Here is a 21,289-nt window from a genome sequence, read left to right as displayed (position 1 = left end):
AAGTTAATTTGCTAATAGCTACCTAAAAAAAGAACCCACTAAAAAGTGGGTTCTCAGTTTAGTCGTATTATCAGTTTTGACTTTCAGCTTTAGTCATTTTTGAAGAAGCGTGATTAGTAGAACAATGTCCACCTGCACCAGTTCGGCCTTTCTTATCAAAAGCTGGACGTGCTTCCCATGCTTTGATTTCAATTGCCACAGGCGCTTCATCAGAAGCAGGTGCTTTTGTCATTGGCGAGCTTGCATGCAGTTGGCGTGCAATTGCAACAGGCTCTTGACGAATAACGACTTCAGTTGGTTTGCTTTCAGTTACCGCTTCAATTTCCACAGCAAGGATTGCGTTTTCTTCTGCTTGACTTTCAACGATAGGATCAGCAACAGTTTCAACAGCAACTTCTTTGTGTGGTTCAATTGTTTCTTCAGTTGTTATTACAGCTTCAACAGGTTGAGGTTCAGGTGTTGATATTTCATTCTCTACTGTTGCAAGCGTATCTTGTACAACTTCTTCTGACTCAATGTTAGTTTCTGCTTGTTGTGAAGCTTCATGCATATAAGCTTCAGTGGTATTTAATACCGCTGAAATATTCTCTTTACGAGTAACGTGCTCTTCTGCATTTACTTCATTAATTACATCACTGATAACATTGTTTTCAATGCTGTTGTTTGTTTCAGCAGGCACAGCCTGAGGTTCTACCGCAATAATTTCTGCAACAGCCTCTGTGGTTGATTCAGTACTCACTGTGACAGAATAAGTTGATTCAGTAGATCCTGCCTGTGCTATATCAGTAGCAATGGCTTCTGAAACCGCTGGTGTGATAGCTACCATTTGTGGATCTTTATGAGTAATAATGTGGTTTCCAACAGAAACATCATTGTTGTTTTCAACATTATTTTCAATAAATGGCGCATCACTTACCGGTGTAATTGGGTAGTGAATGAAGACTTTACCTGAAGCAAGTTCAGGAGAAGCGACCGCCATTGCCAGAGGCATTGGTGATACTGTTAAAGTTCGTTCATCACGATAGCGACGACGACGTTGACCACTTACACGTAAATGACGAGGTGAGCGACGAGAACGGCGAGGCATAACATTATCTTGCCCGTTATTATCTTCGTTCTTATTGTCATCTTGTGATTTAGTTGCATCAGGTAATGCTTTTACAGCTTGAACTTCATTAGTTTCAACTTTTGCAACAGTGGCTGCTTTAGGTGCTGATTTTTCAGTTGGTGCAACTTTAGTTTGTGTTGTTGCAACTGGTGGTTCAGAAACTGCTTTTTCGGTCGCAGTTGGTACAACTGTTGATGCATTATCATTGTCAGTCACACGTACAGATTGTGTTAATTGACGACGATTACGGCGTTGCATAACAGGGCGACGAGGTTCTTCTTTCTTCTCATTAGCACTGTCTTTTGCAACGCTGTCATTTTCAGCAAGGGCAGCTTGAGCTTTAGCCGCTTCTTGTTGTTGACGTTTTTCTTCTTGACGGCGACGTTGTTCAGCACGCTGTTCACGACGTTGCTGACGACGAGCTTCGCGTTCTGCAATCTCTTGTTCACTGCTAACTTCAGTTGTTGGCGTTGTTTGTGGTTTTTGATTGCGATTTTTGCGATTGTCTTCGCTATTTGCGTTATCACGATTACGATCGTTATCACGGTCACGGCGATTATTGTTGTTACGTCGATTATTGTTATTACGACGTTCACGACGATTTTCGTTATTCTCTTTCTTATTTTCCTGCGGTTTCTCTTGTGTTACTACAGGCTCTGGTTCGCTACTAAATAAGTTAGAGAAGAATTTGGCAATAGAGCTAAAGAAACCTGTACCTTGAGCTTGTTCTGTTTTAACTGGTTTAGCTTGGGGCTGAGGTGCTTTTTTGCTTTTTGTTGCTTCAATCGTCTCTTCTTCTTGCAATCCAAAGGCTGAAATAGCGGGTTGTTCTGGGGTTTTACGCTCTGTAACAACATCGTCCTCAGCTTCATTTAGCTGACTTTCATGGAATTGCGCTAAGTTGTAGCTTAGAGAGGTAATTTCTTCACCCTTACGCACACGAATAACAGAGAAATGAGGCGTTTGCATTTGGTCATTAGGAACAATAACCACTTTGACATTAGATTGACGTAATTCAATATCAGTTACAGCTTTTCGTTTTTCGTTAAGCAAATAAGATGCGATTTGAACAGGCACAATCGCATGTACTTCATGTGTATTTTCTTTAAGTGCTTCTTCTTCGATAAGACGTAACACAGAAAGTGACAGTGATTCGTTATCACGAATAGTGCCGGTGCCTAAGCAACGTGGACAAACGTGATGGCTAGATTCACCTAATGAAGGGCTTAAACGTTGGCGAGACATCTCTAATAAGCCAAAGCGCGAGATACGTCCAATTTGAATGCGAGCACGATCTTGGCGAACCGCTTCACGCATTCTGTTTTCAACTTCACGTTGATGGCGTACAGGTGTCATGTCGATAAAGTCGATAACAATTAAACCACCCAAGTCGCGTAAACGTAATTGGCGTGCAATTTCGTCAGCTGCTTCTAAGTTAGTATTAAATGCAGTTTCTTCAATATCACCACCACGAGTTGAGCGTGAGGAGTTGATATCAATCGCCGTTAATGCTTCAGTTGTATCAATAACTAAAGCACCGCCAGAAGGAAGGCGAACTTCACGCTGAAATGCAGATTCAATCTGTGATTCAATTTGATAATGGCTGAATAGAGGTACTGCACCAGTGTAATGGCGAATTTTGCTAGCAAAATCACCACGACCAATCGCTTCAATATGGCTACGAGCCATTTCAACGACTTTTGCGTTATCAATTAAAATCTCACCAATATCAGGACGTAAATAGTCGCGGAATGCGCGAACAATTACATTACTTTCCTGATGGATTAAGAATGGAGCAGGGCGATTCTCAGCTGCTTTCTTAATAGCATCCCAGTGTCTTAGACGATAACTTAAGTCTTGTTGTAGCGCTTCGGCAGATTTGCCAACACCAGCTGTACGTACAATCAGACCCATACCATCAGGGATTTCAAGGCTTGATAAAGCTTCTTTGAGTTCAGTACGGTCTTCACCTTCAATACGGCGAGAAATACCACCTGCACGAGGATTATTTGGCATTAAGACCAAATAACTTCCTGCAAGGCTGATAAAAGTGGTTAATGCTGCACCTTTATTACCACGCTCCTCTTTATCAACTTGAACAATAACTTCTTGGCCTTCTTTTAAGACATCTTTGATGTTAGGACGACCATGAGAGTGATAATTACTAGGAAAGTATTCGCGGGCTATTTCTTTGATAGGAAGGAAACCGTGGCGTTCCGCACCATAATCAACAAAAGCGGCTTCTAGGCTGGGTTCAATTCTAGTAATTTTACCTTTATAGATATTCGCTTTTTTCTGTTCATGACCGGGGCTTTCGATATCCAGATCGTACAAACGTTGCCCATCGACAAGGGCAACACGCAACTCTTCCTGCTGAGTTGCGTTAATTAACATTCTTTTCATATTGTGACTTACTCGTTATTTTCACGTTTTATAATGTGCCACTAACATACGTAATTACACTATTGATAACCGATGACCTCGTGTCTTTTACAAATGCGTCAACCTCACGGTTGTCGATTGTATAGAGATGCAATATGTCGGTGAGTCTGATTTTTAGTTCAAAAATTCAGCACTGTTTAATTGAAAACGATGTTTCAACTCAATAAGCGATGTATTTATGGCATACTAAATTGTTTGATTTTCGACTATGTCTTACGCCATTGCTGCATTTTGAAAATCAAACAAACAAAATTTTCATAAATATACCTGATAAACATAATCAGGAGAGTCTGCATTATTCCATTGGTGTTAGGGTTATAGCAAGATGACTTTTCTGCTTTGGTGACTTTTTCTGTATAAATATGAGAGATTAGCTAATGTTTCGTCTTTTTCCCATTATTCAGGTTAAAATAGACGACAGATTTGATGTTATTTTGTACACCACAAAGTAGTTTGTTATTTTTATTTTAAGAGAGCCAAAGAATCGCCACTATGAAATCATTTAATCAAGTTCAGTTCGTCACCATTGATGGCGATGAAGCAGGCCAGCGTATCGACAATTTTTTACTGGCACGCTTAAAAGGTGTACCAAAAAGTATGATTTACCGAATTATCCGTAAAGGGGAAGTTAGAGTTAACAAAGGGCGAATTAAACCTGAATACAAACTCAATGCGGGTGATAGTATCCGTATTCCTCCTGTGCGAGTATCGGAAAAAGAAGAAATCGCTGTATCACCAAAACTTGATAAAGTCTCAGCGTTGGCAAATTGTATTCTATATGAAGATGACCACTTAATGCTTATTAATAAGCCGTCTGGTACGGCTGTACATGGGGGTAGTGGGTTAAGTTTTGGTGTGATTGAAGGCTTACGAGCATTGCGTCCAGAAGCCCGTTTTTTAGAGCTTGTACATCGTCTTGATAGAGATACATCAGGTGTGTTGTTAATTGCAAAAAAACGTTCAGCATTGCGTGCTTTGCATGAGCAATTACGCTTAAAACAGATGCAAAAAGATTATTTAGCCTTAGTTCGTGGCCAATGGCAATCTCACACTAAAGTTGTTCAGGCTCCGTTATTGAAAAATATTCTTCAAAGTGGTGAGCGAGTGGTTAAAGTGAGCAATGAAGGAAAACCTTCAGAGACACGTTTTAAGGTTGAAGAGCGTTTTGAATTTGCCACACTTGTGAAAGCAAGTCCTGTAACAGGCAGAACTCACCAAATTCGTGTGCATACATTACATGCAGGTCATCCTATTGCATTTGATGATCGTTATGGTGATCGTGGTTTTGATTCACAACTGGCAGGAACAAAACTTAATCGTCTATTTTTACATGCAAGTTCTTTGACATTTACGCATCCTTCAACAGGTGAACAGATGCGTATTGAAGCACCGATGGATAATCAGTTACGCCATTGTTTGCAAGTATTACGTAGTCAAAAATCTTAAGTCTAAAATTTTTATTTTTACAAAAAATCCGGATACCCAATGCGCCCAGTTTTCTGGGCGTATTGCTTTTCTTAAATTACTAAAAAATGAATAGAAATAAGAGTTAACTTTCCACTTTTGTCATACATTGCTCAACAATTTTATCAATGTTCCACTCTTTAGGCATTGAGGTTGAACCGTTTTTACGCATTTCCATATCTACACGGATAAATTCTGTAATTCCATAATTTTTAATAATACCGTCGTAAGTGCATTCACACACTTCGGCAATTTGAGCAATTAGCGCATCATCAGTAATACCAGAACCTAAGATGCAGCTACTGACAAAATTCTTTTTAAATAAGGATGCGTTGTCATCTTTTTTGTCTGAAGTCACACTGTCTTGGATAGTATTTGTAGTGTTAGTTGTTTTTGTTGTTGAAATTTCAGTGTCTTTTTCATCAGAACAACCCACTAATGCTATTGCCACCACTAAAGCTGTTAAGACTGATGCTAATTTATTCATAATAATACGCTTTATCGCTACATAAGATTAAAAATGAAGATGATCAGGTTTATTTTTGATCATCAGAGAAAAATAATGGGTTTATTCTTTGTGAGAGTAACATTTTATTCAATCGGATAAGTGGTAAACCAATTAAAGAATTTGGATCATCACCGACAAACTTATCAAATAGAGTAATACCTAGCCCTTCAGATTTAAAACTTCCAGCACAATTGAAAGGCATTTCTTTATTTAAATAGCTAATAATTTCTTCGTCAGTTAAATGGCGAAAATAAACTTGAAATAATTCACAATGCGTTTGATGTTCTAAAGTTAAGCTATTATATACAGTTAATCCTGTGTAGAACGAGATACACTGTCCTGAAGCTTGCTTTAGTTGTGCAAAGGCATTATCAAAATTATGGGGTTTTCCCGTGATCTTTTCATTCAGCACACAAACTTGATCAGAACCAATTATAAGGTGTTGTGGAAATTTTGCTTGTAAAGCGCTAGCTTTTTCATAGGATAAGCGACTGACAAGATCTTGAGCGCACTCTGTGGGCATTGGGGTTTCGTCAATCTCTGGAGATGCCTGTATAAAGGGCATCCCAAGCTTTTTCAGCAACTGAGCTCGAAAGGGTGAAGTAGACGCAAGAACGAGTGGCAACATATTTTTTTTAAAATCCGTAGCAAAATGATGCCTGACATTCTAAACTATGCGCCGCTGATAAAGCGAATTTTGGTGGAAAGGTGTAGATAACCCGCCTTTTTCTTTGACTATATTCCATTACAAAGATAATATGCGCGCCTTATGCAAAAGGTAAAATTACCCCTGACCATTGATGCGCTGCGAGCAGCTCAAAAGAATTTAGACTATGACGGTCATTATTCTCCAGAGCAAGTAAGCCGCTTAGCTGAATCGGTGGTCAGTGTGGACAGTGATATTGATGTGGTTTTATCATTTGATATTGACCATCAACGTCTTGCCGTGATTAAAGGACATTCCGATGTGGATGTGACTTTAGAATGTCAACGTTGTGGTGGCCATTTTCCGTATCATGTTCACGCAACATATTGTTTTAGCCCTGTTGTCAGTGATGAACGGGCCGAGGCATTACCGGAAGAATATGAACCAGTCGATGTAAACGAATTTGGTGAAATAGATTTACTAGCGATGATTGAAGATGAAATAATCCTCAACTTGCCAGTAGTTCCGGTACATGATTTTGAACACTGTGAAGTGTCCGACGCGGATATGGTGTTTGGTGAACTCCCTGAAGAATTATCAGAGAAACCAAATCCATTTGCCGTATTAGCCAGTTTAAAGAAAAGTACTAAGGAGTAAGGTCAATGGCCGTACAACAAAACAAACCAACTCGTTCTAAACGTGGTATGCGTCGCTCTCATGACGCACTGACAGTAACTCAGGTTTCTGTTGACAAAACTTCTGGTGAAACTCACCTGCGTCACCATGTAACTGCTGACGGTTACTACCGTGGCCGCAAAGTTATCAACAAGTAATTAGCTTTATAGCTCGTTGATACCTTGACAAATCTAACCATAGCGTTAGATGCGATGGGCGGGGACTTCGGTCCTCGCATCACAGTGCCTGCTTGTTTGCGGGCGCTGGCATCTAATCCTCATTTAAAAATATTGCTGGTAGGTCAACCAGACTCTATTACTCCTCTGCTTGCAAATCAAAATGCCGAGCTAATCACCCGTTTACACGTTATACCCGCAGAACATATTGTCGCCAATGATGCCAAACCTTCACAAGCTATCAGAGCAAGTAAAGGTACATCAATGCGAGTGGCACTTGATCTGGTGAAAACAGGGGAAGCACAGGCTTGTGTCAGTGCAGGGAATACTGGCGTATTGATGGGATTAGCAAAACTTCGACTTAATGCTATCGATGGAATTGAACGTCCTGCACTGGTTTCGGTATTACCCAACCAGAAAAAAGGCAAGACGGTTGTTCTGGATTTAGGCGCTAACGTAAATTGTGATAGCAAAATGCTAGTGCAGTTTGCGGTAATGGGCGCAGTTATGGCCGAAGAGATAGCAGGGATTGATTCACCGAAAGTGGCGCTTTTAAATATTGGTGAAGAAGAGAGTAAGGGATTAGATAATATCCGCGAAGCTGCTACGGTATTAAAATCGACGCCGAATATTAATTATATTGGTTATGTTGAAGGTAATGAATTACTGACAGGCAAAACTGATGTATTGGTGTGTGACGGCTTCGCAGGTAATGTCTCTCTTAAAACGATGGAAGGGGTTATCAGAGTTTTTCTTTCATTGATTAAATCTTCTACTACCGAAAATAAAAAAACGCCGTGGTGGATGAAAATATTGAAGAAGTGGTTGCAAAAACGGCTAATTAAGCGTTTTGGACATATGAACCCCGACCAGTATAACGGTGCTTCTCTGTTAGGATTACGCGGTATCGTCATTAAAAGCCATGGTGGCGCAAATGAAAGCGCGTTTACAGCAGCAATAGAACAGGCTGTTCATGCCGTTGAGCGAAAAATTCCAGAGCGAATTGCTTCACGACTGGCAACAGTATTACCCAAGAGCGATTGATAGAATGTATACAAAAATCTTAGGTACTGGTAGTTACTTGCCTGTACAAGTGCGAACTAATGCCGATTTAGAAAAAATGGTTGAAACATCTGACGAGTGGATTGTTACCAGAACGGGTATTCATGAACGTCGAATTGCAACGGAAGAAGAAACGGTTGCCGTAATGGGGGCAGGTGCTGGCAAAAAAGCACTAGAAATGTCAGGTATTGATAAACAAGATATTGGGTTGATTATCGTTGCAACTACATCTGGCTCACATGCATTTCCAAGTGCGGCTTGCCAAATTCAAAATGCATTAGGTATTAATGACTGTATTGCTTTTGATGTTGCGGCAGCATGTTCAGGTTTTGTTTATGCATTAAGTATTGCGGATCAATTTATTAAAGCGGGTTCTGTTAAAAAAGCGTTGGTTATTGGTGCTGACAGATTATCTCACGCTTTAGATCCAGAAGATCGTGGCACAATTATTCTGTTTGGTGATGCGGCAGGTGCTGTGGTTGTTGGCGCATCAGAAGAAGAAGGTATTATCTCTACCCATTTACATTCTGATGGACGTTTTGGTGATCTCTTAGCATTACCTTATCAGAGTAGAGAAAATGACGATTTATCTGCTTACGTTACTATGGCAGGAAATGAAGTCTTTAAAGTCGCAGTTCGTGAGCTTGCCCACATTGTGGATGAGACTCTTGAAGCTAACAAAATTGATAAATCTGAACTGGACTGGCTTGTGCCTCATCAGGCAAATTTAAGAATTATTTCAGCGACAGCGAAAAAGCTGGATATGACAATGGATAAAGTAGTGGTGACATTAGATCGCCACGGCAATACGTCAGCAGCATCAGTCCCAACAGCATTAGATGAAGCTGTAAGAGATAATCGCATTAAACGTGGTCAGTTAATCTTACTGGAAGCGTTTGGCGGCGGTTTTACTTGGGGTTCTGCACTTATCCGTTTTTAATATTATCAGGAAAATAAACATGACTGATTTTGCAATGGTTTTTCCCGGACAGGGATCACAATCTATTGGAATGCTTGCAGAACTTGCAGAGCAATATTCAATTGTGACTGAAACATTCGCTCAAGCATCTGATGTATTGGGTTACTCTCTTTGGGACTTAGTTCAAAATGGTCCAGAAGAAGAGTTAAACAAAACATGGAAAACACAGCCAGCATTATTAGCTGCTTCTGTCGCTATCTGGCGTGTATGGCAAGAAAAACAAGGCAAAATGCCACAAATGATGGCAGGTCATAGTCTTGGCGAGTATTCTGCTTTAGTGTGTGCGGGCGTTATTGATTTCGCTGCTGCAATTAAATTAGTAGAATTACGTGGTCAATTGATGCAAGAAGCCGTGCCAGCAGGTACTGGTGCAATGTATGCGATTATCGGTTTAGATAATGACGCTATTGCAAAAGCTTGTGAAGAAGCAGCGCAAGGACAAGTTGTCTCGCCTGTAAACTTTAATTCACCAGGGCAAGTCGTTATTGCGGGTAACAAAGAAGCCGTAGAACGTGCTGGTGTGTTATGTAAAGAAGCTGGTGCTAAACGAGCTTTACCATTAGCAGTAAGTGTGCCTTCACACTGTGCTTTAATGAAACCTGCCGCTGATAAGCTTGCGGTTGCATTACAAGAAATCGAATTTAAACAACCTAAAATTCAGGTTGTTAATAACGTTGATGTGATAGCGCAAACTGATGCAAATGCAATCCGTGATGCGTTAGTTCGCCAGCTTTATAATCCAGTTCGCTGGACCGAAACGGTTGAACTTATTGCCGAAAAAGGTATTACACAACTGTTAGAAATCGGGCCAGGAAAAGTATTAACTGGCTTAACTAAACGTATTTCTAAAGAAATGAACGCAGCAGCAGTTAATGATATTGCATCATTAGATGTTGCATTAGGAAATGACTGAGGGATCTCATGGGATTTGACGGAAAAATAGCGCTAGTTACTGGTGCAAGCCGTGGTATTGGCCGTGCGATTGCAGAAGATTTAGTTGCACGCGGTGCAACAGTAATTGGTACAGCAACGAGTGAAAACGGTGCACAAGCTATTAGCGAATATTTAGACGGTAAGGGTAAGGGTTTTGTGTTAAACGTCACAGAAAACGACTCTATCGAAAAATTTTTAGCAGATGTGCGTGCTGAATTTGGCGAAATTGATATTTTGGTCAATAATGCAGGTATTACTCGTGATAACCTGTTGATGCGCATGAAAGATGATGAATGGCAAGATATCATTGACACTAATCTTTCATCAGTCTTCCGTCTGTCTAAAGCAGTTATGCGTGCTATGATGAAAAAACGTCATGGTCGTATAATTACCATTGGTTCTGTTGTTGGAACCATGGGTAACGCAGGACAGGCAAACTACGCGGCGGCAAAAGCGGGTGTGATTGGTTTTAGTAAATCATTAGCACGCGAAGTTGCTTCCCGTGGCATTACGGTGAATGTTGTTGCTCCAGGTTTTATTGAAACTGATATGACTAGAGCTTTAACAGACGACCAAAGAGCAGGTATTTTATCTCAAGTCCCTGCTAACCGTTTAGGTGATGCCAAAGAGATTGCCAGTGCTGTAGCTTTCTTAGCTTCTGATGAAGCGAGCTATATCACGGGTGAAACATTGCATGTCAATGGTGGCATGTACATGATCTAATTATGGGGACGTCTTTATATTTGCTTTTTGCGTACAATATAATGCAAAATATAGCGAATAAAGTAGTCCACACAGTCGGGATTGGTTAGATCTTTTCCTGTATTTATAAACTAAGAAAATCATCGCGCAAGCGAGTTTTGATAGGAAATTTAATAGTATGAGCACTATCGACGAACGCGTTAAGAAAATCATTGTTGAACAACTGGGTGTTAAAGAGGAAGAAGTTGTAAATTCAGCTTCATTTGTTGATGACTTAGGCGCTGATTCTCTTGACACAGTTGAGCTGGTAATGGCTCTGGAAGAAGAATTCGATATCGAAATCCCAGACGAAGAAGCAGAAAAAATTACTACAGTTCAAGCTGCTATTGATTACGTTGAAAACGCAGGTAAATAAGCTTGCTAATCTAGGCGGTCACTCGACCGCCTATATTTTTAATCCTAAACTTTTTCCCTCCTTGGAGGATAAGCGTGTCTAAGCGTCGTGTAGTTGTGACCGGACTAGGCATGTTATCTCCTGTCGGTAATAACGCAGAAGCTTCTTGGAAAGCTGTGTGTGCCGGACAGAGTGGTATCGGCCTTATCGAAGATTTTGACACCAGTCTTCATGCGACTAAATTCGCTGGATTGGTAAAAGATTTCAATCATGAAGATTATAATCTTTCGCGTAAAGATGCGCGTAAGATGGATCTTTTCATCCAATATGGTATTGCAGCTGGTGTGCAGGCCATTGCGGACTCAGGTCTTGAAGTAACAGAAGCCAATGCAAGTCGTATCGGAGCTGCTATTGGTTCTGGTATTGGTGGCTTAGGCCTTATCGAAGAAAACCATACATCTATGATGAATGGTGGTCCTCGTAAAATTAGCCCATTCTTTGTACCTTCAACCATTATTAATATGGTTGCAGGGCATTTAAGCATTATGTATGGTCTTCGTGGCCCTACAATCTCTATCGCAACAGCGTGTACTTCAGGTGTTCATAATATTGGACATGCTGCACGTATTATCGCTTATGGTGATGCAGATGCAATGCTGGCAGGCGGTGCTGAAAAAGCTACCACACCATTAGGTTTAGGTGGCTTTGGTGCTGTTCGTGCATTATCAACACGTAACGACAATCCTCAAGCGGCTAGCCGCCCATGGGATAAAGATCGTGATGGTTTTGTATTAGGTGATGGTGCGGGTGTTCTTGTTCTTGAAGAGTACGAACACGCTAAAAACCGTGGCGCTAAAATTTATGCTGAAGTGGTTGGTTTTGGTATGAGCAGCGATGCTTATCACATGACTTCACCAGCAGAAAATGGCGAAGGCGGCGCGCTAGCAATGACAAATGCACTGAAAGATGCAGGTATTGCCTCATCAGAAGTGGGTTATATCAACGCACACGGTACATCAACGAATGCAGGCGATGTTGCTGAAGCACAAGCGGTAGAAAACGTATTTGGTAAAGGCACTGATGTATTAGTTAGCTCAACAAAATCTATGACAGGTCACTTATTAGGTGCTGCGGGTGCTATTGAGTCTATCTTTACTATCCTTTCATTACGAGATCAAATTGTACCTCCAACAATTAACCTAGATAATCAAGACGAAAATTGTCATCTTGATTTTGTTCCTCATAAAGCCCGTAAAGTTGAGAACATGGAGTATGCTCTGTGTAACTCATTTGGCTTTGGTGGTACTAACGGTTCAATTCTCTTTAAACGCGTATAAGCCGTTTTTGTAGAAAGCTGAAAAATACCTAAAGACCCAGGATTATTCTGGGTCTTTTATTTTGTCCTTTTACTGCCAGTTGTTTTATCATGTGCAGATTGATATCAATAACATAGATGTAAGGTGTGTTAGATGTATTGGGTAAATGGACAACAGCAACAAAATGTAGATGCCAGTGATCGAGCGGTACAGTTTGGCGATGGCTGTTTCACAACACTGGCTGTCGAGCAAGGTGATCCCATTTTATTATCTGCACATATAAATCGTTTAAAACAAGGCTGTAACGCTCTCTTTATACCGCATCCAAATTGGTTTGAACTTAAACAGCAGATCATAGATATCGCTTCACGAGTTCAAATAAAAAGTGTGATTAAAATTATTATTAGTCGTGGTTATGGTGGACGCGGATACTCTTCCAATGGATTTGTAACACCGACGGTAATCATATCTCTGTCATCTTATCCTACTCATTATCTCCACCAGCAAAGTGAAGGTGTATCGCTTGGTATAAGTCCTGTTACTTTAGGACAAAATCCTTTATTGGCTGGGATCAAACATCTCAATCGTCTAGAACAAGTCCTTATTAAATATCATTTAGAAAAAACAGAATTTGATGATGTTTTAGTGTGTGATAATGAAGGATATTTAGTTGAAGCTAATGCGGCGAATCTTTTTTGGCGTAAAGGAGATAGGCTTTTTACACCAGATCTGACTAATTCAGGAGTAAATGGCATTATGCGTCAATCCATTTTTCAATTAGCTCAGAAAAATCGTTGGCAAATTGATATTGTGAGAGAAAAAACAGAAACACTTTATCAGGCTGATGAAATATGGTTAACAAATGCGTTGATGCCAGTGATCCCCGTTTCACAAATCACTTTTTCAGATGATAAGTGCTATCAATATCCTAGTAGGGATTATTATCATGTTGTTTTGCAACACAGTTTGTCACTTAAATAGAATTTAATGAGTCATAAATGAAGATAAAAAAAATAGTATGGATAGTTTTTTTTGCCTTATTGATTAGCCTTGGTGCAGTTGCATTGTATATGATGCAACATATTCGAGGCCTAGAGGAAAATATTGTTGTAAAACAAGATGAAATGTTACTGACTGTGCCAGCAGGAACAGGGCGTGTTGCCATGGAGCAACTATTAATAAAAAATAATCTGCTTAATGAAGGGGATTATTTTCAGGTTTTATTAAAAGTCAAACCAGAACTAAGTCAATTTAAAGCAGGAACTTATCGCTTAACAAAAGGAATGACACTGCGAGATGTTTTACTGCTTATTAAAAGTGGTAAAGAAGCTCAGTTTTCTATCCGCTTTATTGAAGGTAGTCGTTTAAAAGATTGGCAGGCGATTTTTGAGCAAGCGCCTCAGCTTACTGCTATCGCACACACGATGGATAGCGATAAATTACGTCAAGAAATAGGAATAAAACCGGAGATCAGCAATCTGGAAGGTTGGTTTGCACCAGATACATACCATTACACGGCGGGGACGACCGACGTCGCAATTTTAAAACGCGCCTACCAGCAAATGGAAAAAACATTAGAAGAAGAATGGATTAAACGCGATAGTGATCTACCGTATAAATCGGCTTATGAAATGCTGATTATGGCATCAATTATTGAAAAAGAGACAGGTATTGATGCTGAAAGAACAAAAGTGGCGTCTGTGTTTGTCAATCGATTAAAAACTAATATGCGATTACAGACTGATCCAACGGTTATTTATGGTTTAGGTGATAAATATAGAGGCACGATTTATCGTAGTGATTTAAATGGCTATACACCTTATAACACGTATCAAATTGATGGCCTACCACCTACACCAATAGCAATGCCAAGTGTTGCTTCAATTAGAGCAGCTGCACATCCAGCAGATACTCGTTATTTCTATTTTGTTGCGGATGGAACGGGTGGCCATAAGTTTTCAACCACACTCAATGAACATAATAAAGCCGTCGCGCAATATCGACGCTTACAACAAAGATAATTATGAACAACAGTAAATTTATTGTAATTGAAGGACTTGAAGGTGCTGGAAAAACCAGCGCGATCCAAACGGTTATCGATACACTTAAAGATAAAGGTATCACCAATCTGGCATTTACTCGAGAACCCGGTGGCACCCCTCTTGCCGAAAAATTACGTGAGCTTATCAAGCAAGGCATTGAAGGTGAAAAAGTTACGGATAAAGCCGAATTGTTGATGCTATATGCAGCGCGTGTTCAGCTGATAGAAAATGTGATAAAGCCTGCACTTGCTGAAGGTAAATGGGTTATTGGAGATAGACATGATCTCTCTTCACAAGCTTATCAAGGTGGCGGGCGTGGCTTAGATAAAGATCTTATGTTGTCACTTCGTAATACGGTGCTTGGTAATTTTCGCCCTGATTTAACTTTATATCTTGATTTAGATCCGGTTATTGGGCTTACCAGAGCGCGTGCTAGAGGCGAGTTAGACCGGATTGAAAAAGAATCAATGGATTTCTTTTATCGTACTCGTGAACGTTATCAAGCATTGGCTAAAGAGGATGATTCTATTATCACGATAGATGCATCTCAAACCATGGATAAAGTACAAGCAGATATCCGTCAAATCTTAACAGCGTGGCTAGCTCAGCAGGAAAATAAATCACTATGAATTGGTATCCTTGGCTAAATCAGGCATATCGACAACTTATTAGCATGTATCAAGAAGGGCGAGGTCATCATGCTTTGCTTTTGCATGCGATAGATGGCATGGGAGGAGAAGCGCTCTCTTATGGGCTAAGTCGTTGGTTAATGTGCCAGAATAAACAGGGATTAAAAAGTTGTAATGAATGCCATAGTTGTCGTTTGATGCTTGCTGAAACACACCCCGATTGGCATATTTTGCAGAGTGAAAAGGGGAAATCCACAATTGGTATTGAAGCAGTAAGAAAAATCACTGAAAAGCTGGAGCATCATGCTCAGCAAAGTGGTTTTAGAGTTGTTTGGATAAAAGACGTTGAAGCATTAACAGAAGCAGCGGCAAATGCATTGCTTAAAACGTTAGAAGAACCGCCTAAAAATACCTATTTTTTACTGAATTGTCAGCATCCAGAGGTTTTATTAGCGACATTGCGTAGTCGTTGTTTTTATTACCATTTAGCAACGCCTGATCTTCAACACGCAACGCACTGGTTACAGCAACAATTACCAAACATACCTTATGCAAATAGTGTAACGGCATTAAATTTATCGCAGAACGCTCCAGTTTTAGCGCTGTCCTTATTGAAAGATGAGTGGAAAGAAAGAGAGATTTTTTGCCAAGCTTTATATGCAAGTATACAACAACATGATTTATATGCATTTTTGCCACAATTAAATCAAGATAATGCCGAGCGTCGCTTATACTGGTTATTATCATTACTGCTTGATGCATTAAAATACCAAACCAATGCACAAGGGTATTGTGTGAATCAAGACCAGCAAGCATTGATTATGGCGTTATCACAATGGCCTTCGGATATTTTATTATCCACTATTGATGGATGGAAACAGTGTCGTTATCAGTTAATGACCATCCCAGCATTAAATAGAGAATTATTACTAGTAGAACAGCTACTAGATTGGGAAAATCAGCTAACCACAAAAAATTAATTAGCTATTTATTAATTATGATTTAGCTGTAATAAAAAATACCTATACTCTAACTCATTCGAGTTGCAGGTAGGCGGCAAGCAAAGATATCCGGATGAGCATACTCATGTATGTGATCCGGGTAGCTGAGCGTAGCCAACACCCCCTGTAACTTGAAGGATGACGAGTATATAAGTCGTACCAGATAAATGAGAGTAAGTTATGTTTTTAGTTGATTCACACTGCCATCTCGACTGCTTAGATTATGAAAAATTACATGAAAATATTGATGATGTTGTCGAAAAAGCACAGCAGCGTGATGTTCAATATATGTTAGCAGTGGCAACCACATTACCGGGTTTTAATAGAATGCGTGAGTTAATCGGTAAACGTGACAACATTGCCTTTTCTTGTGGGATCCATCCTTTAAATTTAGATGAAGGTCATGATGTTGAAGCGTTAGCACGTTTAGCTACCGCACCTGATGTTGTGGCTTTAGGTGAAACAGGGCTAGATTACTATTACCAACAAGAAAATGCAGTTCTGCAACGTGAAATTTTTCGTGAGCATATACGAATTGGACGCCAAGTTAATAAACCCGTTATTGTGCATACACGCAGTGCTCGCGAAGATACATTATCTATTTTAAAAGAAGAGAAAGTTCAAGATTGTGGTGGTGTTCTGCATTGTTTTACTGAAGATAAAGAGACAGCAACAACACTACTTGATCTTGGAATGTATATCTCTTTTTCTGGTATTGTGACATTTAGAAATGCCGAACAAATTAGAGAGGCCGCTCGTATTGTTCCTCTTGATCGAATTTTAATTGAAACAGACTCCCCTTATCTAGCGCCAGTACCTCATCGCGGAAAAGAAAACCAACCAGCATATGTCCGTGATGTTGCAGAGTATATGGCTGTCTTAAAAGGGGTGAGTGTTGAAGAGTTAGCGCAACAAACAACACGTAATTTTGCTAAGCTCTTTCATATTCAAAACTTGCCTGTTTAATAGAATTAATCAGGAATTAAAATAAATAATAAGGTGATGGAAATGGCAGAAGAAACAATTTTCAGTAAAATTATTCGTGGTGAAATTCCAGCCAATATCGTTTTTCAAGATGATTTAGTGACGGCATTTCGTGATATTTCACCTCAAGCACCCACTCATATCTTGATTATTCCTAATAAACTTATTCCTACTGTAAATGATGTTACTGCAGAAGATGAGCAAGTATTAGGACACCTTTTTGTTGTTGCGGCAAAAATTGCACAACAAGAAGGTATTGCTGAAGACGGCTATCGCTTAGTGATGAACTGTAATAAACATGGAGGACAAGAAGTTTTCCATATTCATATGCATTTGCTTGGCGGAAAACCATTAGGGCCATTATTAAGCCTGTAATGGATATGATGCTAACAGCAGGATAATAGGAAATAATAGATGATAAGACAAGGTAAGGCGGTTTGTTCATTACTTATTGCTGTATTTATGACGATATTACTCTCAGGATGTTTTTCATCTCATTCAGATAATAAACTCTATTTCAATCGTCAGCAGGCTATTATTATGGAGCCTTCGGTATTAGCTGTAGGTGTTGTTGCTGGTCAGCCAGCCATTGAACATTATGTTAATGGCACAAAAGCGACAGTCATGTTATCAAATACACAATCTTACCCTGTCTCTATTCGCTATCGTTTTTATTGGTATAACGAACAAGGACTTGAAGTTTCTCCTGCTGGGAATGTACATGATGTGACTATTCTTGGTGATGGTGATATCGAAATTAGCGGTGATATACCAGATAAAACCATTAGTTATGTCAGAGTTTATCTCTTTACTTAGGATAAGGTAACACGAGCATGAAAAGAGTTTTATTTGTGGCGATGTCTGTATTTTTATTAGCAGGTTGTCCATCAATGTTGCCACAACAACCGCCTGTACCTGTAGAGCCAGTGACACCTACAGAGCCAGTAGAGCCGCCTAAACCAATAGAGCCACCAATTGAAATTGTGCCGACGCCACCTAAAATTACAAGTATTAATTGGAATGCAGCCGTCACCCCTTTAATTAGAGAAATGGCAGTGACTGGTGATTTAGAAGTGGGTAAGCTTATCGTTGTTGATAATGTTAAAAATAATTCAGGTGGGAATATCCAAGCAGTAAATGCAACCAATACTATCATCGAATCAGTTAATAGTATTAGTGCATTGCAAACTGTGCCTTATACGCAAATGATGTCTGCACGAAAAGCCCTTGGTTTATCTGGTGAAGATAGCTTAGGGCTTCGTAGTGCCGCGATTGGCTTAGCTCGCTATTTGAAAGCCGATTATATTTTATTCTCAACTGTTGATGGTAAAAAAGATAATCGTGTGATCAGTATGCAGTTAATGTCGGTTTCTTCTGGTGAAATTCTTTGGAATGGACGCCATAAGGTTGAGTGATCCCCATTACTCAAGTTTGCTTAATGCCTTGCAAGCACTTTTCCCTGCAACGGCATTAAGCAAATGGAAAATTATTGCATTAGAAGGATCGGGCGGTGGTGCTTTTCGCGTGCAATGTGCAGATATTGACTGGGTTGCTCGCTATTATGGTGATGAAAAAAAAGCGCTTTATGTACATGGAAGAAAAGAATACGCTATTTTAAAACAGTTATCAGGCTCTAATTTATCGCCAAAAGTTGCTACACGTTATAAAGAGTGGTTTTTTCTTTACTGGTTACAGGGTGAACATCTTACTCATCAATCACTTTTTAGTACTTATTTAAAGCCATTGGCTGAAAAAATAGCAATACTTCATCAATACACACCGTTAGGCTTCCCTCTTAACTTAAATCATGAATTATTAATCTATTGGCAGTGTATTGATAGAAAACGTTTATCTGCTAAATGGTTACGTTTACAACAACATTTTTTACGCCAACCGCGATGCAATCTCATAAAATACGCGCCTGCTCACATGGATTTACATGTTGAGAATATTCTTCTTAGTGATTCCGGTATAAAATTTATTGATTGGGAATATGCGGCCGATATCGATACAGCGGATTCGTTGATGACGTTTTTTGCGACAAACCAACTTAATGAAGCGCAACAAAATATGTTTTTGGATTATTATTGTTCGTATCATAGTCATTATACTCAACCCAAAGAGACAGACATTTATTCAGTGAAGGAGTTGAAAGAGCGTATTTTTTCAAGAGAGCCATTCATTTTTTATATGATGCTAATGTGGTATGAAGTCCGTTGGCAACAAACAAAAGATGGATCATTTTTAGTAATGTCTGAACCTTTACGTCACTATTTTAGTCTGACGAATTAAAGATATTATCTTGTCACAATTACAAAGAGAGGAATGTTATGGGTCCGGTAATGCTTGATGTTGAAGGATATGAACTCGATAGTGAAGAACGTGAAATTTTAAAACATCCTCTTGTCGGTGGATTAATCCTTTTTACCCGCAACTTCCACGATGCTGAACAATTAAATGAATTGGTTCGCCAAATTCGTGATGCATCTCATGAGCGCCTTGTGATTGCAGTAGACCAAGAAGGGGGACGAGTACAGCGTTTCCATAATGGCTTTACACGCATACCGGCAGCTCAATCTTATGCGGCATTAAATGAAGGTTATCAAGCGAGCCATTTAGCACAAGAAGCTGGATGGTTAATGGCATCAGAAATGATTGCTATGGATATTGATATCAGTTTTGCACCTGTGCTCGACTTAGGTCATAACTGTATTGCCATTGGTGAGCGTTCTTTCCATGATTCGCCAGAGATTGCCATGGCAATGGCAGAGAGCTTTATTAAAGGTATGCGCTCTGCAGGTATGAAAACAACAGGTAAACACTTCCCAGGACATGGTGCTGTTAGGACTGACTCTCATAAAGAAACACCTCGTGATGATCGCTCTTTAAATGATATCCGCCAACGTGATATGTCTATTTTTAAAGATTTTATTCAACGTCAGCTATTAGATGCCATTATGCCAGCTCATGTTATTTATTCTCAGGTCGATGAGCGTCCTGCAAGTGGTTCATCATATTGGCTGAAATCGATCTTACGTGAACAACTAGGCTTCCAAGGTGTTATCTTTTCTGATGATTTATCGATGGAAGGTGCTGCCATTATGGGAAGTTATGCAGAAAGAGCACAACGTTCACTAGATGCTGGTTGTGATATGATTTTAGTGTGTAATAACCGAAAAGGGGCAGTGAGTGTGTTAGATAACCTGTCCTCTGTCAAAGCAGAACGCATTTCCGCATTGTACCATCACCGAGGTCGTTATACATTGAGTGAGCTACAAACTTCTGATCGTTGGAAAAAAGCGAATCAGTTGCTGACTCAATTACAGGAGCAATGGCAGGAGCGAGCATGATTATATATTTACATGGTTTTGATTCCACAAGTCCTGGAAATCATGAGAAAGTTTTACAGCTACAGTTTATTGATCCTGATGTCCGTTTTTTAAGCTACAGTACGTTGCATCCTCGTCATGACATGCAACACTTACTGAAAGAAACGGATAAAGTGATTAAATCCACGAAAGAACCCGTATTAATTTGTGGTGTAGGATTAGGTGGATATTGGGCAGAGCGTATTGGTTTCTTATGTAATATTCGTCAGGTAATGATTAATCCTAATCTTTTCCCTTACGAAAACATGACAGACAAAATCGACAGACCTGAAGAATATTTAGATATTGCAACGAAATGTATTAAAGATTTTCGTTCCAAAAACAAAGATAACGCTTTAGTGATTTTATCTCGTAATGATGAGGCTTTAGATAACCAGCGTTCTGCTGATGAGTTATCGCCTTATTACTCTGTCATTTGGGATGAAGTGCAAACGCATAAATTTAAGAGCCTGTCTGAGCATCTATTTAAAATTAAAGCGTTTTATAGTAAAGAGTAAGACTAAAGTAATGTGTTTAAAATGGATGGTGTTTGTTCCATCCATTTTTCTATCTAACATAGCGAAAATGCGCATGCTCTTCTGCTATCTATCTCTTTTCAACATTTGTTTTGCTCCTTTATTTTTTATCATCTCAATTATCACGACTGATTTTAATCATTCTCTATATGCTTGTTTTCTAGTTCGTTGTATTAATTGATAAAAAAATATCCTTATGTTTTTTAATGGTGATTGATTTATCACTGAATGGCAAAAAACGACTATTTTCTTCAAAAAATAGATATGAATATTCAAATATTTTTGATATAAATCAACTTTGGTATGACCATCTTCCCAGCTAAC

General features: G+C 39.5%; 23 protein-coding genes. 20 read left to right on the top strand and 3 right to left on the bottom strand.

Going from position 1 to position 21,289, the window contains the following annotated elements:
• Nucleotides 1-70: 70 nt before the first annotated feature.
• Nucleotides 71-3,511 carry a ribonuclease E gene (gene rne, locus QSH13_RS01745; protein WP_235376098.1) on the bottom strand — a complete coding sequence of 1,147 codons (3,441 nt, stop codon included), beginning with the start codon at nt 3,509-3,511 and terminating at the stop codon, nt 71-73.
• A 531-nt stretch (nt 3,512-4,042) separates the two neighbouring features.
• Here rne and rluC point away from each other — a divergent pair.
• Nucleotides 4,043-4,996 (top strand): 23S rRNA pseudouridine(955/2504/2580) synthase RluC, encoded by a 954-nt coding sequence (rluC, locus tag QSH13_RS01740; RefSeq protein WP_286038721.1) that lies wholly within the window; start codon nt 4,043-4,045, stop codon nt 4,994-4,996.
• Between the two features lie 103 nt (nt 4,997-5,099).
• Here the strand turns inward: rluC and QSH13_RS01735 are convergent, their stop codons facing one another.
• Together QSH13_RS01735 and QSH13_RS01730 are read right to left on the bottom strand one after the other, a co-directional pair.
• On the bottom strand, nt 5,100-5,501 hold the full coding sequence (locus QSH13_RS01735) for a hypothetical protein (RefSeq protein ID WP_109396147.1): 402 nt from the start codon (nt 5,499-5,501) through the stop codon (nt 5,100-5,102).
• 49 nt (nt 5,502-5,550) lie between these two features.
• Complete coding sequence (locus QSH13_RS01730; RefSeq protein WP_109396146.1) at nt 5,551-6,150, bottom strand: Maf family protein; 600 nt, start codon at nt 6,148-6,150, stop codon at nt 5,551-5,553.
• 141 nt (nt 6,151-6,291) lie between these two features.
• Here QSH13_RS01730 and yceD point away from each other — a divergent pair, with 141 nt between their 5' ends.
• The 19 genes from yceD to ycfP all read left to right on the top strand — a co-directional run bounded on the left by yceD (nt 6,292) and on the right by ycfP (nt 20,947).
• Nucleotides 6,292-6,825 carry a 23S rRNA accumulation protein YceD gene (gene yceD / locus QSH13_RS01725; RefSeq protein ID WP_006537253.1) on the top strand — a complete coding sequence of 178 codons (534 nt, stop codon included), beginning with the start codon at nt 6,292-6,294 and terminating at the stop codon, nt 6,823-6,825.
• Between the two features lie 5 nt (nt 6,826-6,830).
• Nucleotides 6,831-7,001, top strand: a complete 171-nt coding sequence (gene rpmF, locus QSH13_RS01720; protein ID WP_006537252.1) for a 50S ribosomal protein L32 — start codon at nt 6,831-6,833, stop codon at nt 6,999-7,001.
• Between the two features lie 24 nt (nt 7,002-7,025).
• Nucleotides 7,026-8,063, top strand: coding sequence for a phosphate acyltransferase PlsX (plsX, locus tag QSH13_RS01715; protein WP_109396145.1), 1,038 nt, complete (start codon nt 7,026-7,028; stop codon nt 8,061-8,063).
• Between the two features lie 4 nt (nt 8,064-8,067).
• Complete coding sequence (locus QSH13_RS01710; RefSeq protein WP_109396144.1) at nt 8,068-9,021, top strand: beta-ketoacyl-ACP synthase III; 954 nt, start codon at nt 8,068-8,070, stop codon at nt 9,019-9,021.
• 19 nt (nt 9,022-9,040) lie between these two features.
• A complete protein-coding gene (gene fabD, locus QSH13_RS01705) occupies nt 9,041-9,973 on the top strand; it encodes an ACP S-malonyltransferase (protein WP_286038720.1) in 933 nt (310 codons plus the stop codon).
• Between the two features lie 8 nt (nt 9,974-9,981).
• Nucleotides 9,982-10,716: a 3-oxoacyl-ACP reductase FabG gene (gene fabG / locus QSH13_RS01700; protein WP_088493190.1), complete on the top strand. Its 735-nt coding sequence runs from the start codon at nt 9,982-9,984 to the stop codon at nt 10,714-10,716.
• A 157-nt stretch (nt 10,717-10,873) separates the two neighbouring features.
• Nucleotides 10,874-11,110: an acyl carrier protein gene (gene acpP / locus QSH13_RS01695; protein WP_004247087.1), complete on the top strand. Its 237-nt coding sequence runs from the start codon at nt 10,874-10,876 to the stop codon at nt 11,108-11,110.
• A 74-nt stretch (nt 11,111-11,184) separates the two neighbouring features.
• Nucleotides 11,185-12,426, top strand: a complete 1,242-nt coding sequence (gene fabF, locus QSH13_RS01690) for a beta-ketoacyl-ACP synthase II (RefSeq protein ID WP_286038719.1) — start codon at nt 11,185-11,187, stop codon at nt 12,424-12,426.
• A 132-nt stretch (nt 12,427-12,558) separates the two neighbouring features.
• Nucleotides 12,559-13,386, top strand: a complete 828-nt coding sequence (pabC, locus tag QSH13_RS01685) for an aminodeoxychorismate lyase (RefSeq protein WP_109406398.1) — start codon at nt 12,559-12,561, stop codon at nt 13,384-13,386.
• 17 nt (nt 13,387-13,403) lie between these two features.
• On the top strand, nt 13,404-14,426 hold the full coding sequence (gene mltG, locus QSH13_RS01680) for an endolytic transglycosylase MltG (RefSeq protein WP_109396140.1): 1,023 nt from the start codon (nt 13,404-13,406) through the stop codon (nt 14,424-14,426).
• A 2-nt stretch (nt 14,427-14,428) separates the two neighbouring features.
• On the top strand, nt 14,429-15,076 hold the full coding sequence (gene tmk, locus QSH13_RS01675; RefSeq protein ID WP_109396139.1) for a dTMP kinase: 648 nt from the start codon (nt 14,429-14,431) through the stop codon (nt 15,074-15,076).
• Nucleotides 15,073-16,056: a DNA polymerase III subunit delta' gene (holB, locus tag QSH13_RS01670; RefSeq protein ID WP_109406397.1), complete on the top strand. Its 984-nt coding sequence runs from the start codon at nt 15,073-15,075 to the stop codon at nt 16,054-16,056. The genes tmk and holB overlap by 4 nt, the downstream gene beginning before the upstream one ends.
• Before the next feature lie 201 nt (nt 16,057-16,257).
• Nucleotides 16,258-17,043: a metal-dependent hydrolase gene (locus QSH13_RS01665; protein ID WP_286038718.1), complete on the top strand. Its 786-nt coding sequence runs from the start codon at nt 16,258-16,260 to the stop codon at nt 17,041-17,043.
• A gap of 42 nt (nt 17,044-17,085) precedes the next feature.
• Complete coding sequence (gene hinT, locus QSH13_RS01660) at nt 17,086-17,436, top strand: purine nucleoside phosphoramidase (RefSeq protein ID WP_109396136.1); 351 nt, start codon at nt 17,086-17,088, stop codon at nt 17,434-17,436.
• Nucleotides 17,437-17,475: 39 nt separating this feature from the next.
• Nucleotides 17,476-17,877: a YcfL family putative periplasmic lipoprotein gene (locus tag QSH13_RS01655; RefSeq protein ID WP_109396135.1), complete on the top strand. Its 402-nt coding sequence runs from the start codon at nt 17,476-17,478 to the stop codon at nt 17,875-17,877.
• Between the two features lie 17 nt (nt 17,878-17,894).
• Nucleotides 17,895-18,476 (top strand): penicillin-binding protein activator LpoB, encoded by a 582-nt coding sequence (locus QSH13_RS01650; RefSeq protein WP_109396134.1) that lies wholly within the window; start codon nt 17,895-17,897, stop codon nt 18,474-18,476.
• The gene (locus QSH13_RS01645; protein WP_196544051.1) at nt 18,454-19,353 is read left to right on the top strand and encodes a phosphotransferase; all 900 of its coding nucleotides are present in this window, start codon (nt 18,454-18,456) and stop codon (nt 19,351-19,353) included. The genes QSH13_RS01650 and QSH13_RS01645 overlap by 23 nt, the downstream gene beginning before the upstream one ends.
• A 38-nt stretch (nt 19,354-19,391) precedes the next feature.
• Nucleotides 19,392-20,411: a beta-N-acetylhexosaminidase gene (gene nagZ / locus QSH13_RS01640; protein WP_109396132.1), complete on the top strand. Its 1,020-nt coding sequence runs from the start codon at nt 19,392-19,394 to the stop codon at nt 20,409-20,411.
• Nucleotides 20,408-20,947 carry an alpha/beta hydrolase YcfP gene (gene ycfP, locus QSH13_RS01635; protein WP_196544050.1) on the top strand — a complete coding sequence of 180 codons (540 nt, stop codon included), beginning with the start codon at nt 20,408-20,410 and terminating at the stop codon, nt 20,945-20,947. The genes nagZ and ycfP overlap by 4 nt, the downstream gene beginning before the upstream one ends.
• Nucleotides 20,948-21,289: the final 342 nt, after the last annotated feature.

It is taken from the genome of Proteus faecis, assembly GCF_030286765.1.
Taxonomy (GTDB): domain Bacteria; phylum Pseudomonadota; class Gammaproteobacteria; order Enterobacterales; family Enterobacteriaceae; genus Proteus; species Proteus faecis.
Note: the sequence above shows the minus strand (reverse complement) of the source record. Positions and strands in the feature narration are given on the sequence as shown.

What these genes read in the sequence shown, in the direction of transcription:
- fabG (WP_088493190.1), top strand. Translation starts at nt 9,982, where the DNA reads ATGGGATTTGACGGAAAAATAGCGCTAGTTACTGGTGCAAGCCGTGGT.
- QSH13_RS01645 (WP_196544051.1), top strand. Translation starts at nt 18,454, where the DNA reads ATGGACGCCATAAGGTTGAGTGATCCCCATTACTCAAGTTTGCTTAAT.
- QSH13_RS01665 (WP_286038718.1), top strand. Translation starts at nt 16,258, where the DNA reads ATGTTTTTAGTTGATTCACACTGCCATCTCGACTGCTTAGATTATGAA.
- tmk (WP_109396139.1), top strand. Translation starts at nt 14,429, where the DNA reads ATGAACAACAGTAAATTTATTGTAATTGAAGGACTTGAAGGTGCTGGA.
- acpP (WP_004247087.1), top strand. Translation starts at nt 10,874, where the DNA reads ATGAGCACTATCGACGAACGCGTTAAGAAAATCATTGTTGAACAACTG.
- yceD (WP_006537253.1), top strand. Translation starts at nt 6,292, where the DNA reads ATGCAAAAGGTAAAATTACCCCTGACCATTGATGCGCTGCGAGCAGCT.
- rluC (WP_286038721.1), top strand. Translation starts at nt 4,043, where the DNA reads ATGAAATCATTTAATCAAGTTCAGTTCGTCACCATTGATGGCGATGAA.
- QSH13_RS01650 (WP_109396134.1), top strand. Translation starts at nt 17,895, where the DNA reads ATGAAAAGAGTTTTATTTGTGGCGATGTCTGTATTTTTATTAGCAGGT.
- ycfP (WP_196544050.1), top strand. Translation starts at nt 20,408, where the DNA reads ATGATTATATATTTACATGGTTTTGATTCCACAAGTCCTGGAAATCAT.
- nagZ (WP_109396132.1), top strand. Translation starts at nt 19,392, where the DNA reads ATGGGTCCGGTAATGCTTGATGTTGAAGGATATGAACTCGATAGTGAA.
- fabD (WP_286038720.1), top strand. Translation starts at nt 9,041, where the DNA reads ATGACTGATTTTGCAATGGTTTTTCCCGGACAGGGATCACAATCTATT.
- hinT (WP_109396136.1), top strand. Translation starts at nt 17,086, where the DNA reads ATGGCAGAAGAAACAATTTTCAGTAAAATTATTCGTGGTGAAATTCCA.
- pabC (WP_109406398.1), top strand. Translation starts at nt 12,559, where the DNA reads ATGTATTGGGTAAATGGACAACAGCAACAAAATGTAGATGCCAGTGAT.
- QSH13_RS01710 (WP_109396144.1), top strand. Translation starts at nt 8,068, where the DNA reads ATGTATACAAAAATCTTAGGTACTGGTAGTTACTTGCCTGTACAAGTG.
- mltG (WP_109396140.1), top strand. Translation starts at nt 13,404, where the DNA reads ATGAAGATAAAAAAAATAGTATGGATAGTTTTTTTTGCCTTATTGATT.
- rne (WP_235376098.1), bottom strand. Translation starts at nt 3,511, where the DNA reads ATGAAAAGAATGTTAATTAACGCAACTCAGCAGGAAGAGTTGCGTGTT.
- QSH13_RS01735 (WP_109396147.1), bottom strand. Translation starts at nt 5,501, where the DNA reads ATGAATAAATTAGCATCAGTCTTAACAGCTTTAGTGGTGGCAATAGCA.
- QSH13_RS01655 (WP_109396135.1), top strand. Translation starts at nt 17,476, where the DNA reads ATGATAAGACAAGGTAAGGCGGTTTGTTCATTACTTATTGCTGTATTT.
- holB (WP_109406397.1), top strand. Translation starts at nt 15,073, where the DNA reads ATGAATTGGTATCCTTGGCTAAATCAGGCATATCGACAACTTATTAGC.
- rpmF (WP_006537252.1), top strand. Translation starts at nt 6,831, where the DNA reads ATGGCCGTACAACAAAACAAACCAACTCGTTCTAAACGTGGTATGCGT.
- QSH13_RS01730 (WP_109396146.1), bottom strand. Translation starts at nt 6,150, where the DNA reads ATGTTGCCACTCGTTCTTGCGTCTACTTCACCCTTTCGAGCTCAGTTG.